Genomic DNA, 12,748 nt, shown 5'->3' on the forward strand with positions numbered 1-12,748 from the left:
CGAGCCCATGGCGGTCCGCACCCGGATCTTGATGCGGTTGCGCTCTCCCTTGCTCATGCCGCCGAAGACGGACATGACGAGGTCGTGGGCCTCGTTGTCCGGGTCGATCGGTCCGCCGACCTCCGGCACCCACAGGGGAATGCGGAAGTGCACGAAGACGGGGAAGGTGTTGCCGAACTGGTTGCCGTAGAAGGTGCGCTGCGGCTCTCCGATCACGACCGCGTCGAATCCGCGGTTCGGATCGCGGAGCGCCTGGAGGAGTTCGTTGGCGCGGGGGCGGCGCTGCCAGGGCAGGGAGCGGCTGTGGCCGATGTCGAAGTATTCGGTGACGATCTGGCCTCCGGCGGGTTCGATCAGGGCTCGGGCGCGGGTGAGCTGCCAGTTTCTGGAGGCCTCGGGATCTTGAAGGTCCTCGGTGGAGCAGCGTCCGGCGAAGGCGAAGCGGATCACGTGCGGTGAGACCCCCAGTGCGTGCGCGACGTGGATCGCGTTGCGGGTGTTATGTGGCGATCTGTCGTACCTCGAATGGGCGAGAAGAGCCAGCGGCCGCCCACCCTCCTAGCCGTCTCCGGCCTCGGGGCACGGCCGACTCGGATCGACGATCAGAGCGCGAAGAAGGTGCAGGAGAGCGGCAGCGACGGACTCGGTCACGTCGGGTGGCTCCTGGGGGAGGGCCACGTGGATCTTCCGGAGGCTGTCCGGACTCGACCGCCGATCGGATGGGGGCTTAGGGCATCCGCCGTTTGGTACCGGGGCTAGAGAACTTGTTGGTGCTGACACATCTCCTCATAGAGATGTCGCACGGCTGATTTGTCGTCCAGCGTTGGCCGAGGGCCTGGTCGAGGCAGGCTCGGTAACCGAAACCCGCGTCAAGGGCAAGGCGTGCATGAGGCCAGGTTCGACGACGTGACGCAGGACGGGGACATGGTGGAGTTCCGCTTCAACGTGTAGTTGAGCTGGTAGTGGGCCGTCTGACCTGCGGCGGAGCTGGTCGGGCGGCCTGTCGGTCCGCACAGAGTCCGCAAGCACTCTGACGTGGCGTCAGAGCGGGGGAGCGGTTACGCCGCTTTGTCGGCCAGGGTGTCGCCGTCGTCGGGGCTGTCCGTGTAAGCCTTGTCGACGGCGACCCTGGTTCGCTCTTCGGAGTCGGGCCACAGGTGGGTGTAGATGTTCAGCGTCATGGCCGCGTTGGTGTGGCCGAGGCGCTCGGAGACGGTCTTCACGGACTCACCGTGCTTGATGAGCAGGCTGGCGTAGTGGTGCCGCAGGGCGTGGGGGCCGGTGCCCTTCGGGATGTCGGCCTTGGCGCAGGCGGGCCGCCAGGACCCGTCCATGAAGTGTGTGTAGACGACGGGTCCGCCCTGTGGTCCGGTGAAGAGCCAGCCCTCGGGCCCATCCACGGGGAAGTCCCGCAGGTGGGCCTTGAGGGCGTCGACTGCCATCCTCGGTAGCGGGACGGTGCGGTGCGAACGGGCCGTCTTGGGTGGGCACACGTAGACACCGTGCCTCGCCGTCTGCTGGATCTGCTGCTCGACCGCGACGGTTGCGTGCAGCAGGTCTATGTGCCGGAGCTGGAGCCCGAAGAGCTCGCCGGGGCGTAGCCCGGTGGCAGCGCCGAGCAGGACCAGACACCGGTAGCGGGCGGGCACCTCGTCGGCCAGGCCGCGTATCTGGTCGACCGCCAGGGGTACGACGCGCTTGCGGGGGACGGACGGCAACTTCGTGCCGCTGCATGGGTTGTCCGGGATCAGACGATCGCGGACCGCCGCGCGGAAAATCGCGTTCACGGTGTTGAAAACGGTGCGTGAGGTACTGGCTGCGAGATGGTGCGTGGTCCCCAGGCTTGCCACCCAGCTCTGCACGTCACCCGGCTTGATCGAGCCGATCGCCCGCTTGTCCCAGACCGGGTAGACGTAGCAGCGCAGATGCTGGGCGACGGCCTTGGCGGTCGAGGGACGGTGGGGCTGGCTGGCGCACCACTCCTCCGCGTACGCCTTGAACGGTCGTTTCGTGGACCGTGGGTCGACGTACTGGCCGGTGAGGAAGCTGGTGGTGACTTCGTCGAGCCAGCGCTGGGCGTCGACCTTGCGGTCGAAGTGACGTGCGTGCTCCTTGCCGTTGAGGTCGCGGTAGCGGGCGCGCCACTTGCCGTTCGGGCGCTTCTGAACATTCGCCAACTGAGTCTTCTCCTTTGGGGGTCAGTGGTAGTAACCGCCGCTCTCGATGTAGTCGGTGAGGGCGCGGGCGTCGCGTTCCTCGCCCATGAGGCGGAGGCACTGCTCGTGGACGCCGTTCGAGGCATCGGGCCGTGTCCTGAGGTAGTCGGCGATGGCGACGACGGCCTGGTGAAGGCGGTCCTCCGCATCACGGGACGCGTAGAACGCTTCGACGGCTTCCTGGACGACGCGCCGCCCTTCGAGGTCGACGCCTTCGAGGGGCGGTGACATGAGCTCTTCGAGAGGCAGCTCGAAGACGCGGGCGAAGCCAAGAGCCTCATCGAGGGTGATCTTGCGGCGCGGTGTGCCGCTCTCTATACGCCACACCGCCGTCTGGTTCATCGGAACGCCGGCCTGGGTCATGCGGGCGGCAAGCTCCGTGGTGCTCCACCCTCTGACCTCGCGTTCCAATGCGACGCGCGCTGCCGCGTTGCCCTCGCTGTACAGCAGCGGCACCTCGCTGCCGGTTTCTCGTCTGGTCATCTCCGCCCTTCCTCGTGACTATCCCAATTGAAACACGAGCTTCCCGATTTGCATAGCCGCCTCTTCCGTGAGATCATTTTCCTGTACGACAAGGATGCTAGTCGAAAGGGAAAAGATGGATCGCTACCTGACCACCTCCGAGGTGGCACAGCGCTACCGCACGGCGGAGAGCACCGTGCGGTACTGGCGGCACGTTGGCTATGGGCCCAAGGGGATGAAAATCGGCCGTCGCGTGCTGTACAGCGAGGCCGAACTCACCCGCTTCGAGCAGCGGCTGGCCGAGCAGGGCCCCAGTCCCGACGGCTGGGCCCTGGGGGCCTGATGCCAGACCTTCCGGCCAACGAAACGACCCCCGGTGCTACCAACACCGAGGGCCTCGTGAACACCCCAGCAACCGAGCGATCGATTCACAACGGTGAAGGCGGGCCTGCAAGCCACGGCCTCACCGGGAGGAGTTCAGCATGAATGCTACGCCCCCGACGCCCGAGGACGCAGCCGCGATACCCGCGTGGCCACCGGTGGCCATACCAGGCCATCCGAACGGCTACGCCCCCGAACGGACCCCTGCCCGTGATGAGGCGGAAGCGGTCCCGAACCCCGCCGCCGCGTCCGAGCCGCTGGACTGGGGCGCGAGTGACGGCTCGCGCATTCTGGGTGAGCTACGGTCCCAGCTCGCCAGGTTCGTGATCCTGCCCTCAGCGCACGCCCTGAACGCCGTGACGCTGTGGGCGGCAGCGACGCATCTGCAGCCGGCGTGGCAGCACGCACCGCGCCTGGCGGTGGTCGGCCCGGCCAAGCGGTGCGGGAAGTCCCGCCTCCTGGACGTTCTCACCGAGACCGTCCACGAGCCGATGCTGACGGTCAACACCACCCCGGCAGCGGTCTTCCGGTCGATCACCGACCAGCCGCCGACGCTGCTGGTGGACGAGGCCGACACCATCTTCGGCAGCCCGAAGGTCGCGGAGAAGAACGAGGAACTGCGCGGACTACTCAACGCCGGTCACCAGCGCAACCGCTACGTGACGCGAGTCGTGGGCAACGACCACACGCCCCGCCGGTTCGAGACGTTCGCCATGGCGGCCCTCGCGGGGATCGGGGAACTGCCAGACACGATCATGGACCGGTCGGTGGTGGTCCGCATGCGTCGTCGTGCCGAAGGCGAGCGAGTCCACCCGTTCCGCTCGCGGCGCGACACTCCCGCCCTGCATGCCCTGCGGGAGCGCATCATCTCCTGGGCCGGGCCGCTGGTGGACGCGGCGGCCGATCTGGAGCCGCAGATACCGGTGGAGGACCGCGCGGCCGACACCTGGGAGCCGCTCATCATCGTCGCGGACCTGGCGGGAGGCCCTTGGCCGGGCCTGGCCCGTGAGGCGTGCGCGCGGATGGTCGCCGCCGAGGCCCAGGCTGAAGAGGACAACCCCGGGGGCGCCCGGGTCCTGGCGGACATCCGGCGGATCTTCTTCGCCCGCCGGGAGCCGGACAGCCTCACCACCACCGATCTGCTTGCCGAGCTCCGCTCGGATCCCGAGGCCCCGTGGGGAGAGTGGGGGCGGGCGGGCTTGTCAGCTCGCGATCTGAGTTCGCTGCTGAGGGAGTTCGGGATCGCCTCGGGCAACGTGCGGATTGCCGACGGCACGCAGCGCAAGGGCTACACGCGAGGCAAGTTCCTCGACGCATGGCGGCGTTACTGCCCGACTGCGCACCCCACCGCGCCCATCCCAGCGCCGCCAGGTTCGGACTGACGGCGATACCGCCCCCTCCGATTGCCGTACCTGCCGTCCCTGCCGTAACACCGCAGGTCAGCCAGCATGCATACGAGACGGCAACCGGGCCCAAGACGGCAACGCGATCATGATCGGTCGCGTTGCCGCCCTGGGACTGCGCCCGGCCCCGTCCCATGCCGTCTTGCCCGTACCCGCCGTACCGCCGCAGGTCACACCCCGCGCGTCCGGGACGGCAACTCGGAACCCTGCCGTCCCCGCGACGCCGCAAACCACGCCCGAACTGGAATTCGCCAGCGGCGACGGTGACGTATCCGGCCAAGACGGCACGGGTCACGCAGTGCCGTGATCGCCCTGACCTGCGGTTGCAACGCCCAAGACGGCAAAGACGGAATTTCCACCCCCACCCCGATCACCACCTCCACGGAGCAGCACACTCATGCCCACGTCCCCTGCGACCGGCACGTTCGCCCGCACGATGATCACGGTCGTGATGGCGTCCATAGCCGCGCTCGCCTTCGTCTTCTCCTTCGGGAACGTCTGGACCCTCGCACGTCGGCTCGGAGTTCCCCATCCCATCGCACCTCTGATCGCGCCCATGGTCGACCTGTCCGTGGTCGGCCTCCTGATAGCCCTGCACCACTTGGCGGCGCAGGGGACCGACCCCACCCAACTGCGCCCAGCGACACGGCTGATGCACTTGTGCGGCCTACTGACCCTCGCTCTGAACACCGCAGGTCCGCTGCTGGCCAGGCACTACGGTCGTGCCGCGCTGGACACTGTCGCCCCGGCCCTGCTGCTTGGCTGGGGAACCGTCGGTCCGGTCCTGCTCCGCCACCTCCACGCGCCCGCCGTGAAGGCGAGGAACCTCAGCCCCAATTCGGAAGTACCGACAGGCACAGGCACAGACACAGCGAACCGCCCCACAGGCTCCGCACCCCGGCCATCGGTCCCCGCTCCAGACGCGCATACGAAGCCCTCGGCTCCGCGTAAACGCACGGGTCGCCCACCCGCCGCGACCATGGACCAGCTGATAGCCATAGCCCTGCCCGCCGTCGCCGAGCAAGGCGTGTCCGTAGCCGTGGTCAAGCAGGCACTACAGGACGCCAAGACGCCCGTCGGCAGTGCGCGCTTCACCAAACTGATGAAGCATCTGAAGGACGAGCATGCTCCTGAGCGCGAAATCGCTCAGCCGGAGTCGGCACGAGCCCACCCTACGGACGCCTGACCGGGCTTCCGTCCTTGGCTACTCGCCTGCACCGGCTTCCACCGGATCAGGCGAGTAGCCACTTCCGCACAGGCCGAGCCGCCTGTGCGGAAGTCCCGCCGACCGGCGACATCCGCGAATTCGGCTAGCGCCTTCTACACCCGAACTTCGGCATGGCCAAACCACCGTCCGCTCGAATCATCACTCGTGCAGCACGAGACGTACCCGTCATCCGCAACAGCACGAACACCTGCGATGGAGAGCTATGAAACCTGTCCCGTACTCCGCCAGCCGCCCAGAGACGGACCTCGATCGGCCCGCGAAGTCCTCGAAGCTGAGCGGCCTCTGGCGCAGGGCGTTCGGACGGGCGGCTCCTGGCGGAGCCAGTAGTACCCCGAGTCCGACTCAGGGCCGGTCTTCGGGGGTCTCCGCCCCAGGGGTGGCGGAGAGGGCCCAGCGCCAGGGGGCGCCGGACCAGGAGGTCGGGGCCGAGGGCGGACCCGAGCCGGACATGCTCCACACCGTCCAGCGTCAGATCCTCCGCCCCGCACCCGCCACCATGCCGGCCGCCGAGGAGCGAGTCGTGCAGAGCGTCCAGCCGACGATCCGCCGTTTCACCGGCACCAAGCGGACCATACGCGTCGGCCCGCTGCGGTTCACCGGCCACGAGCACGCCCTGCTCCAGGAGGCTGCCGCCGAGCACGGCTACAAGGGTGAGTCCGGCTTCTCCGCCGACATCGTCCTCGCTTTCGTATCCGGCCGGTTCACCGCGAACCTGCCGCTGTCCGAGGACCGCCGCCGTACCCACATGTTCCGTGCTCAGGTGCTGCGCGAGCTCAACCGCATCGGCGTCAATGTCAACCAGATCGCCCGTGCCCTCAACAGCGACCTCACCCCACCCGACATCCGCGAGCGTCTCGGCGAACTGCATCGCCTGCTGGAGCTGATCGCCGAGGCCCTGAGCGAACCGGCGGACACCAGGAAGGACCGGGTCGCGTGATCGCTGCCATCAAGCCGGCCGGGGCCAACACCCGTGGTCTGCTTGCCTACCTCTACGGCCCTGGCCGTCACGACGAACACACGGACCCGCACATCGTCGCCGGCTTCGCCGTGCTCGGCATGTCCGACCCCGGCCGCGACGAGAACGCCACCCTGACCCAGCTCGCCCGCCACCTCGATGCGCCCGTTCAGCTTCGGAACAGCGAGTTCGGCAAGAAGGTCACCGACCACGTCTGGCACTGCCCCGTCCGCACCGCTCCCGAGGACCGACACCTCTCCGACACGGAGTGGGCCGAGATCGCCCAGCGCATCGTCGAAGCCGCCGGCATCGCCCCGGCCGGAGACGACCTGGCCTGCCGCTGGATCGCCGTACGCCACGCCGACGACCACATCCACATCCTCGCCACCACCGTCCGCGAAGACGGCCGCCGCCCGAAACTCCACGACAGCGGCCTGCGCGTCGGCGACGCCTGCCGCCAGGTCGAGAAGGACTACGGCCTGCGCCAGTTGAAGAAGGGCGATGGCACCGCCGCCCGACGGCCCACCCAGGCGGAGATGCACAAGGCCGCACGACTCGGCTGGGAGCAGACCAGCCGAGAATGGCTCCAGGACCGCATCCGCGCCGCGATCCCCCACGCGGGCAGTGCCGAGGAACTCCTCGCCTACCTCGAAGGCGACGGCATCGAGGTCAAACCACGCCGCGGACCGTCCGGAGACCTCCTCGGCTACGCCGTCGGCCGCCCCGGCGACCTCGACAAGAACGGCGAACAGATCTTCCACCCCGGCGGAAAGATCGCCCCCGACCTCACCCTGCCCAAGCTGAAGGCCCGCCTCGAATCCGGTCGACCGGAGGAACACCCCACCGCCCGCCGCAACCGCCCCGCCACCCCCTGGTACCAGGCCACCGACGCCCTCGACACCCTCCACGCCCGCATGGCCGACGACACCCACGCCCAGGCCCACATCACCGCGCTCGGCGAACTGATCGAAGCCACCGCCCAGAAGGCACCCGCCCCTCTCCAGGCCGAACTACGAGCGGCCTCCGCAGCGTTCGCACGCGCCCAGCGCTCCCAGATCCACGCCGAACACCAAGCCGCCCACGCCCTGCGCATAGCGGTCCGTGACATCGTCCACACCGCCACCGGCCCCGACGGCAGCGCGCTGGCCGCCCTGCTCACCGCCCTCGTCTGGGCCACAATCATCGCCGCCCGCTGGCACGAAGCGAAGAACCACGCCCACCAGGCCGACTCCGCTCGCCAGGCCGCTCAGTACCTCCAGACGGCCGCTGACCGCGCCCTCGCGCCGACGCTCGTCGAACTCACCGCCCGGCCTCCCAGGCCGGAAGCCCGTCGCGTTCTCGCGAACGACGTACGGGCAGCCGTCCCCAACCACGCTGAGCGGATTCTCGCCGACCCGGCCTGGCCCGCGCTCACCACCGTCCTCGCCGACGCCGAAGCCCGCGGCCACCAACCCCACCAGCTTCTCAAGGAAGCCGCTGCTCAACGCGAGCTGACCACCGCCCGCCAACCCGCCCGCGTGTTGATCACCCGCATCCAGCACACTGGCCGAAACCCGGCGCCCAACCGCCGCGCCGAAGCTGCCCGTCGGCGCTCGACCATCGCAGGCGCGGTCCCCACACAACAGAGCCGTACCCCTCAGCCCGCAACGGTGACGGCGCCACGAACTGAACAGCAGCACGGACAGCGCCGGTAGGCACCAAGCGTTCCAAGCTCGGAAAGCCTCGCGGCCGGGAGCGGTTGCTACCCCGGCCGTGTCAGTTCGAGACCGTCGCCGAAGCCCTCCTCATCAGTCCCAGACCCGGCTGCCCGGATCACCGTTGCGTCTGGCCGCCACCCTCCGATCTGGGGGCCCGGGGTTTGCGGTGCTTGCCGGTGCCGGAGCCGAGCGCTCAACCCCGCCGGTCGGCCGCAAGGAGGATACTGTCGGCTCTGTGTAGGCTGACGTTCAGAGGATGGAAGTAAGTTGATCAAGTTACTGATCCTGGCCGCCAATCCACGCGACACTCATCCGCTGCGGCTTGGTGAGGAGGCCCGCAGGATCGAGGAGCGGATCCGGGAGAGTAACGCCGCCGGCCGGTTCAACATCCGGTCCGCCTGGGCCGTCACGGTCGACGAACTCTTGTACCAGCTCAACTCCTTCGAGCCGAACGTGGTTCACTTCGTTGGCCACGGCGAGGCCGGTCAGATCGTCCTCGAGACGATGTCGGGTTCGAGTCAGCCGTTGAGTCAAGAGGCGTTGGGTACGATCTTCTCCCACTTCCGTCAGTGGCTCCAGGTGGTCGTGCTGAACGCGTGCTACTCGGCCGCCCAGGCAGAAACGCTGGCGGAGCAGGCCGACGCTGTGATCGGCATGACCGACCGGGTCGGTGACGCGGCGGCGATCGAGTTCTCTGCTGGCTTCTACCGCGCCCTCGGCTTCGGCCGCTCCGTGGAGGACGCTTTCTCCCAGGGGGTGGCGATGCTGATGGTGCGCGGTCTGGCCGACGCAGACGTGCCGAAGCTGATGCATCGCACCGGCGTCGACCCGGCCAAACTGGTTCTGGCAGGAGCGTCGGACGCCGCGATCTCCATTCGGCGGGCGGAGGACCTTCGGGTTCCGGAGAGACTCCGGAACCTGCTGCAGGGCGGGTGCGAATTCCTGTTGCTGTCCGACAAAGCGATGCGCCTGCCGGAACGCCACGCGGACGAGGAGAACCGGATCTTCCTGGAACTCGGGATGCGTCAGTCCGACGCCGTCTTCGTGGTTGAGGTGAACCGCTTCTCTGCGGTCGAGATGGCGGCGCTCACCCTGGCCGAACGACTGATTCCGACCGACACCCACGCGTACGACTGGACGCTAGTCGCCAACGGCAGGCCCCTCGCCGGTTCTCTCAGCCTGACCATGGCGGGACTGCGATCCGGCGATCACGTGAAGCTGGTGGGGAATCACCGGGAGCCGCTGTGGCTGCCACGCAGAACGGGATGGGAATGACCACGAGCGACGTGCTGCTGCTGACCCACGCCGACCGGCGGCTTTACCTCGTGCCGGTTCACGCGCTCCGGTCCGTCGTCCTGTTCGTCACCGGGGGCGACGATCCCGATCGGACGACGGTGGCGTGCAGGGCACTGCCGTCCGGTCAGGTCGTCCACGTGAACCGTGAAGAGATCCGCCCCCACCTCCTGCCCGACGATGCAGTCTCCGCGGTGCTAATTAGCACGGTTCGCGGTGACCGGGCTGCGGCCAGCAGGCAGCCCCATGCTGGCCGGGGACCGGCACACTCTGCCGATGTTCGGGAATCTGGCCGATCCCACCTGGCTGTCGCTTTCGCTCGGCGGACAGTGCGACAGCGCGTGCGTATTCTGCTTCACTGAGTGGATCCGGCACGAGCCGAGTCTCACCCACGACCAGGCCGTACGCGCCATCGGCGAGGCGGCCTCCACCGGAACCGTCGAGAGCGTGGTCTTCTCTGGGGGCGAACCGACTCTTCGGAAGGACCTGCCCGACCTCGTCCGGCACGCCTCGGCGAAGGGGTTCGCGTCCATCGGGCTGCAGACGAACGGCCACCGGCTCGCCGACCGGCGGTACCTGAACGACCTCGTCGAGTCGGGGGTGACCCATGTCCTGCTGTCCCTTCACGGCGCACTCCCCGAGACCCACGACCGTATCGCCAGACGCAGGAACAGCTTTGCTCTCGCACTGCGCGCCCTCACATCGCTGGCCGCCGACGACCGGGTCTTCACAGAGGTCAACTTCGTGGTCTGCGCGCAGAACGCGGACGAGGCCAAGGACTTCCTCGACCTGATCCGCCGGGTCGCAGCGCGGGCCGCTGTCCGCTATTCGTTCCCTATCGTCGAGGGGGCGGCGTACGACAACGTGGAGGCGACGCTGCCCAGCCTGCAGACGTTTGTGGAGCGAGTGTCTGCTGCGGTGGCGAGGGCGGCCGGGGCCATCCCGGTCTCGGTCGCGAACGTGCCCCCGTGCGTCTCGTCGGCGGTTGGTCTTCCACCTACCTACACCCTCTCGCAGCGGCGATCGATGCTGGGGGTGTCCCCATTCGTCAGTTCCGCGATCGCCCGTGGCGAGGTGGCTGCCAAGCTCCAGATCTGCGACGGATGCCACTTCACCGACGACTGCGACGGCCTTCAACTCCCTTACCTCCGGAGGTTCCCCCGGGCCCACCACCACCTGGCCGAGGCCCGAGGGCGATAGCGGACAGCTCCAGGGCCTGTCATTCGAATCAGCCCAGCGCTCACTACCCTGAAACGGGGAACCACCTTGCACCACAGCTGTTGCACTCGATAGCTTTCACTCAACAGCCTGTGAACTGCACAAACGCAGCCCCTAGAGCCGCCTCACGGACTCAGCCCCCAGAGAAGTCGACGTCGCCGATGCGGTTGGGGTGGTTGGGGTAGAGGCAGCCGGGAAGTGAGGTCAGGATGCCGCCGAGCCCGTAGCGGGCCTGGGCCACGGCGAACCGTTCGTCCTGCTTGTCGAGGTGGGGGAACGCAAACCCGGAGGAGCGCCGGTAGTACATGGACCGCACCGCGCTCAGATCGGTACGTCGGCTCGGGGTCTGCAGGCTTCCCTGCCAGCTGCCGGTGCCGCCGATGGAGGCTGAGCATGACAGCGTGGCGGGGAAGTCACCGGAGTCGAACCGCACGACCGGGACACCCCGGTCGTGCAGCTCGGCGATCACGAAGTCCGCGGTCGGGTCGTCGAGGTTGGTGACGACCAGGACCGGACGCTCGTCATTCGTCACTGGTCGGTGTCGTTCCCCGTGTCGCTGTCTGGGGCATCACCGCCGGCGCGGTCTCCCTGACCCGTGGTGTCCGTCGAGGGGTTCGTGCCGGACGACGTGCCGTGGCCCGGGGACATGGTGGGCGCCCCGGAAGTGTCGAAGTACCGGGCGGTCTGCGTCTCCGGGTCCAGCTTCACCATTGCGTAGGCAGGGCCTGCGACGGGCGGGTACGGGGCGATGCGCCGCAGCCCCCACGGAGCTGCGGTCAGGTGTCCCTGCGGCAGCGGGCTGCCCGTGGGGAAGCGGTCCATGTAGTTGAACATGGTTTCCTTCCTTGTCGGAGTTCTTTATCTTTCGTGTGACTTGCGCACCCGCGCGGCGTCCGGGAGTTCCGGCTTGCCTGAGCGGGGGTCCTGTGGGTGCCGGATGGAGGGGCGCAGGGTTACGCCGAAACCGGGTCGAGGTTCCGCAGTCCAGCGAGGACTCGTTGGAGAAGGCTGATGTCCGGTGCGCGGGCCTCCACTGCCAGTCGGCCGTCGCCGTACCAGTGGCCGAGGTGCTGCTCCCACGCGTTCTCGGCGCGCTGTGCCTCGGCACGGATCTCTCCAAGAACCAGACCCGTCTCGACGTGGAGTCGCAGCAGATCGGCCGGAGTTATGCGGAGAGGTTCCGGGCAGGCCGCCGCGTCAGGGACGGGGCCGAAGACCAGCTCTACGCATGCATCCGGGTGCGGGTCACCGACCAGCTCCTCCGAGGCTATGAGTCGTAAGATCACGCGCGGGGTCAGCACGAGGGCGGCGTCCGCAGCTCTGCCCAGACGAGCTTGCCCCAGCGATGGAGGTCGTAGCCCCATCGCCAGCTCATCGATTCCACGAGGAGAAGACCACGGCCGTCCTCGGTGTCGTCGTCAGGGTGGTCCGGTTCCGGAGGGGTACGACACTTGTCGGCGACACCGATCCGAACCACCTCGGCCGTCTCGCGTCGAATCACCACTCGGACCATGCGACACCGCGTGTGGTTGACGGCGTTGCTGATCAGCTCTGAAACGACCAGCGTCCCGGCCTCCACCAATTCGCCTATGCCCCAGGTGTTCAGAGCGGCGGAGACAAGCAGGCGTGCGCGGTGTGCGGATTCCGGCTGGCACGGCATGGTCTCGGTGTAGCCCGGGGTACCTGTCGCTGTTGGCTTGGCGGCGGTCATGGTCACGGGGTCATCCCTTCGAGGCTCGGATGCCCGCCCTCGCGATGGCATGTGCGGGGGCGGACTCTCCTGCACGCCGTCGGGGGTGAGAAGGAGGACCTCGCCCGCTCGACAGCTGATACCGAGTCAACGACTCCTGGCCGACGGCGAACAGGAAAGGTCGTGCCCCGTCCGCCTGCGTAGA

General features: G+C 68.2%; 13 protein-coding genes and 1 pseudogene. 8 read left to right on the plus strand and 6 right to left on the minus strand.

Features of this window, described 5'->3' with window-relative positions; all coding sequences use genetic code 11:
• The 3 genes from VXC91_RS19960 to VXC91_RS19970 form a co-directional block, all read right to left on the minus strand.
• The coding region (locus tag VXC91_RS19960) for a recombinase family protein (protein WP_329508644.1) at window positions 1-450 on the minus strand (450 nt) is incomplete at its 3' end.
• 608 nt (window positions 451-1,058) lie between these two features.
• Window positions 1,059-2,177, minus strand: coding sequence for a tyrosine-type recombinase/integrase (locus tag VXC91_RS19965; protein WP_329508645.1), 1,119 nt, complete (start codon window positions 2,175-2,177; stop codon window positions 1,059-1,061).
• A gap of 21 nt (window positions 2,178-2,198) precedes the next feature.
• Entirely contained in the window at window positions 2,199-2,699 is a 501-nt protein-coding gene (locus VXC91_RS19970; RefSeq protein WP_329508646.1) for a helix-turn-helix domain-containing protein, read from the minus strand.
• Between the two features lie 115 nt (window positions 2,700-2,814).
• Here VXC91_RS19970 and VXC91_RS19975 point away from each other — a divergent pair, with 115 nt between their 5' ends.
• The 7 genes from VXC91_RS19975 (at window position 2,815) to VXC91_RS20005 (ending at window position 10,835) form a co-directional block, all read left to right on the plus strand.
• Window positions 2,815-3,021: a helix-turn-helix transcriptional regulator gene (locus tag VXC91_RS19975; protein ID WP_329508647.1), complete on the plus strand. Its 207-nt coding sequence runs from the start codon at window positions 2,815-2,817 to the stop codon at window positions 3,019-3,021.
• Between the two features lie 139 nt (window positions 3,022-3,160).
• Window positions 3,161-4,441 carry a DUF3631 domain-containing protein gene (locus VXC91_RS19980; RefSeq protein ID WP_329508648.1) on the plus strand — a complete coding sequence of 427 codons (1,281 nt, stop codon included), beginning with the start codon at window positions 3,161-3,163 and terminating at the stop codon, window positions 4,439-4,441.
• A gap of 418 nt (window positions 4,442-4,859) precedes the next feature.
• Window positions 4,860-5,648, plus strand: coding sequence for a DUF2637 domain-containing protein (locus VXC91_RS19985; protein ID WP_329508649.1), 789 nt, complete (start codon window positions 4,860-4,862; stop codon window positions 5,646-5,648).
• A 418-nt stretch (window positions 5,649-6,066) separates the two neighbouring features.
• Window positions 6,067-6,627 carry a MobC family plasmid mobilization relaxosome protein gene (locus tag VXC91_RS19990; protein WP_329508650.1) on the plus strand — a complete coding sequence of 187 codons (561 nt, stop codon included), beginning with the start codon at window positions 6,067-6,069 and terminating at the stop codon, window positions 6,625-6,627.
• Complete coding sequence (locus VXC91_RS19995; RefSeq protein ID WP_329508651.1) at window positions 6,624-8,339, plus strand: relaxase/mobilization nuclease domain-containing protein; 1,716 nt, start codon at window positions 6,624-6,626, stop codon at window positions 8,337-8,339. The genes VXC91_RS19990 and VXC91_RS19995 overlap by 4 nt, the downstream gene beginning before the upstream one ends.
• A gap of 270 nt (window positions 8,340-8,609) precedes the next feature.
• Window positions 8,610-9,617, plus strand: coding sequence for a CHAT domain-containing protein (locus tag VXC91_RS20000; RefSeq protein ID WP_329508652.1), 1,008 nt, complete (start codon window positions 8,610-8,612; stop codon window positions 9,615-9,617).
• A gap of 294 nt (window positions 9,618-9,911) precedes the next feature.
• A complete protein-coding gene (locus tag VXC91_RS20005) occupies window positions 9,912-10,835 on the plus strand; it encodes a radical SAM protein (protein WP_329508653.1) in 924 nt (307 codons plus the stop codon).
• Between the two features lie 163 nt (window positions 10,836-10,998).
• On the opposite strand, the pseudogene VXC91_RS20010 reads toward VXC91_RS20005, so the two are convergent.
• Both VXC91_RS20010 and tgmA read right to left on the minus strand, forming a co-directional pair.
• A pseudogene (locus VXC91_RS20010) lies at window positions 10,999-11,385 on the minus strand (MvdC/MvdD family ATP grasp protein); the annotation flags it as partial.
• Window positions 11,382-11,687: a putative ATP-grasp-modified RiPP gene (gene tgmA / locus VXC91_RS20015; RefSeq protein ID WP_329508654.1), complete on the minus strand. Its 306-nt coding sequence runs from the start codon at window positions 11,685-11,687 to the stop codon at window positions 11,382-11,384. The gene tgmA and the pseudogene VXC91_RS20010, both read right to left, overlap by 4 nt.
• 164 nt (window positions 11,688-11,851) lie before the next feature.
• Between tgmA and VXC91_RS20020 the strand changes: the two genes are divergently transcribed.
• Window positions 11,852-12,133, plus strand: coding sequence for a hypothetical protein (locus VXC91_RS20020; protein WP_329508655.1), 282 nt, complete (start codon window positions 11,852-11,854; stop codon window positions 12,131-12,133).
• Window positions 12,134-12,147: 14 nt separating this feature from the next.
• Here VXC91_RS20020 and VXC91_RS20025 read toward each other — a convergent pair whose 3' ends face one another.
• Entirely contained in the window at window positions 12,148-12,564 is a 417-nt protein-coding gene (locus VXC91_RS20025) for an ATP-binding protein (protein ID WP_329508680.1), read from the minus strand.
• Between the last annotated feature and the right edge of the window lie 184 nt (window positions 12,565-12,748).

The organism is Streptomyces chiangmaiensis, assembly GCF_036281785.1.
In the GTDB taxonomy this organism is placed as follows: domain Bacteria; phylum Actinomycetota; class Actinomycetes; order Streptomycetales; family Streptomycetaceae; genus Streptomyces; species Streptomyces chiangmaiensis.

What these genes read in the sequence shown, in the direction of transcription:
- VXC91_RS19970 (WP_329508646.1), bottom strand. Translation starts at nt 2,699, where the DNA reads ATGACCAGACGAGAAACCGGCAGCGAGGTGCCGCTGCTGTACAGCGAG.
- VXC91_RS19975 (WP_329508647.1), top strand. Translation starts at nt 2,815, where the DNA reads ATGGATCGCTACCTGACCACCTCCGAGGTGGCACAGCGCTACCGCACG.
- VXC91_RS19980 (WP_329508648.1), top strand. Translation starts at nt 3,161, where the DNA reads ATGAATGCTACGCCCCCGACGCCCGAGGACGCAGCCGCGATACCCGCG.
- VXC91_RS19985 (WP_329508649.1), top strand. Translation starts at nt 4,860, where the DNA reads ATGCCCACGTCCCCTGCGACCGGCACGTTCGCCCGCACGATGATCACG.
- VXC91_RS20005 (WP_329508653.1), top strand. Translation starts at nt 9,912, where the DNA reads ATGTTCGGGAATCTGGCCGATCCCACCTGGCTGTCGCTTTCGCTCGGC.
- tgmA (WP_329508654.1), bottom strand. Translation starts at nt 11,687, where the DNA reads ATGTTCAACTACATGGACCGCTTCCCCACGGGCAGCCCGCTGCCGCAG.
- VXC91_RS20025 (WP_329508680.1), bottom strand. Translation starts at nt 12,564, where the DNA reads ATGACCGCCGCCAAGCCAACAGCGACAGGTACCCCGGGCTACACCGAG.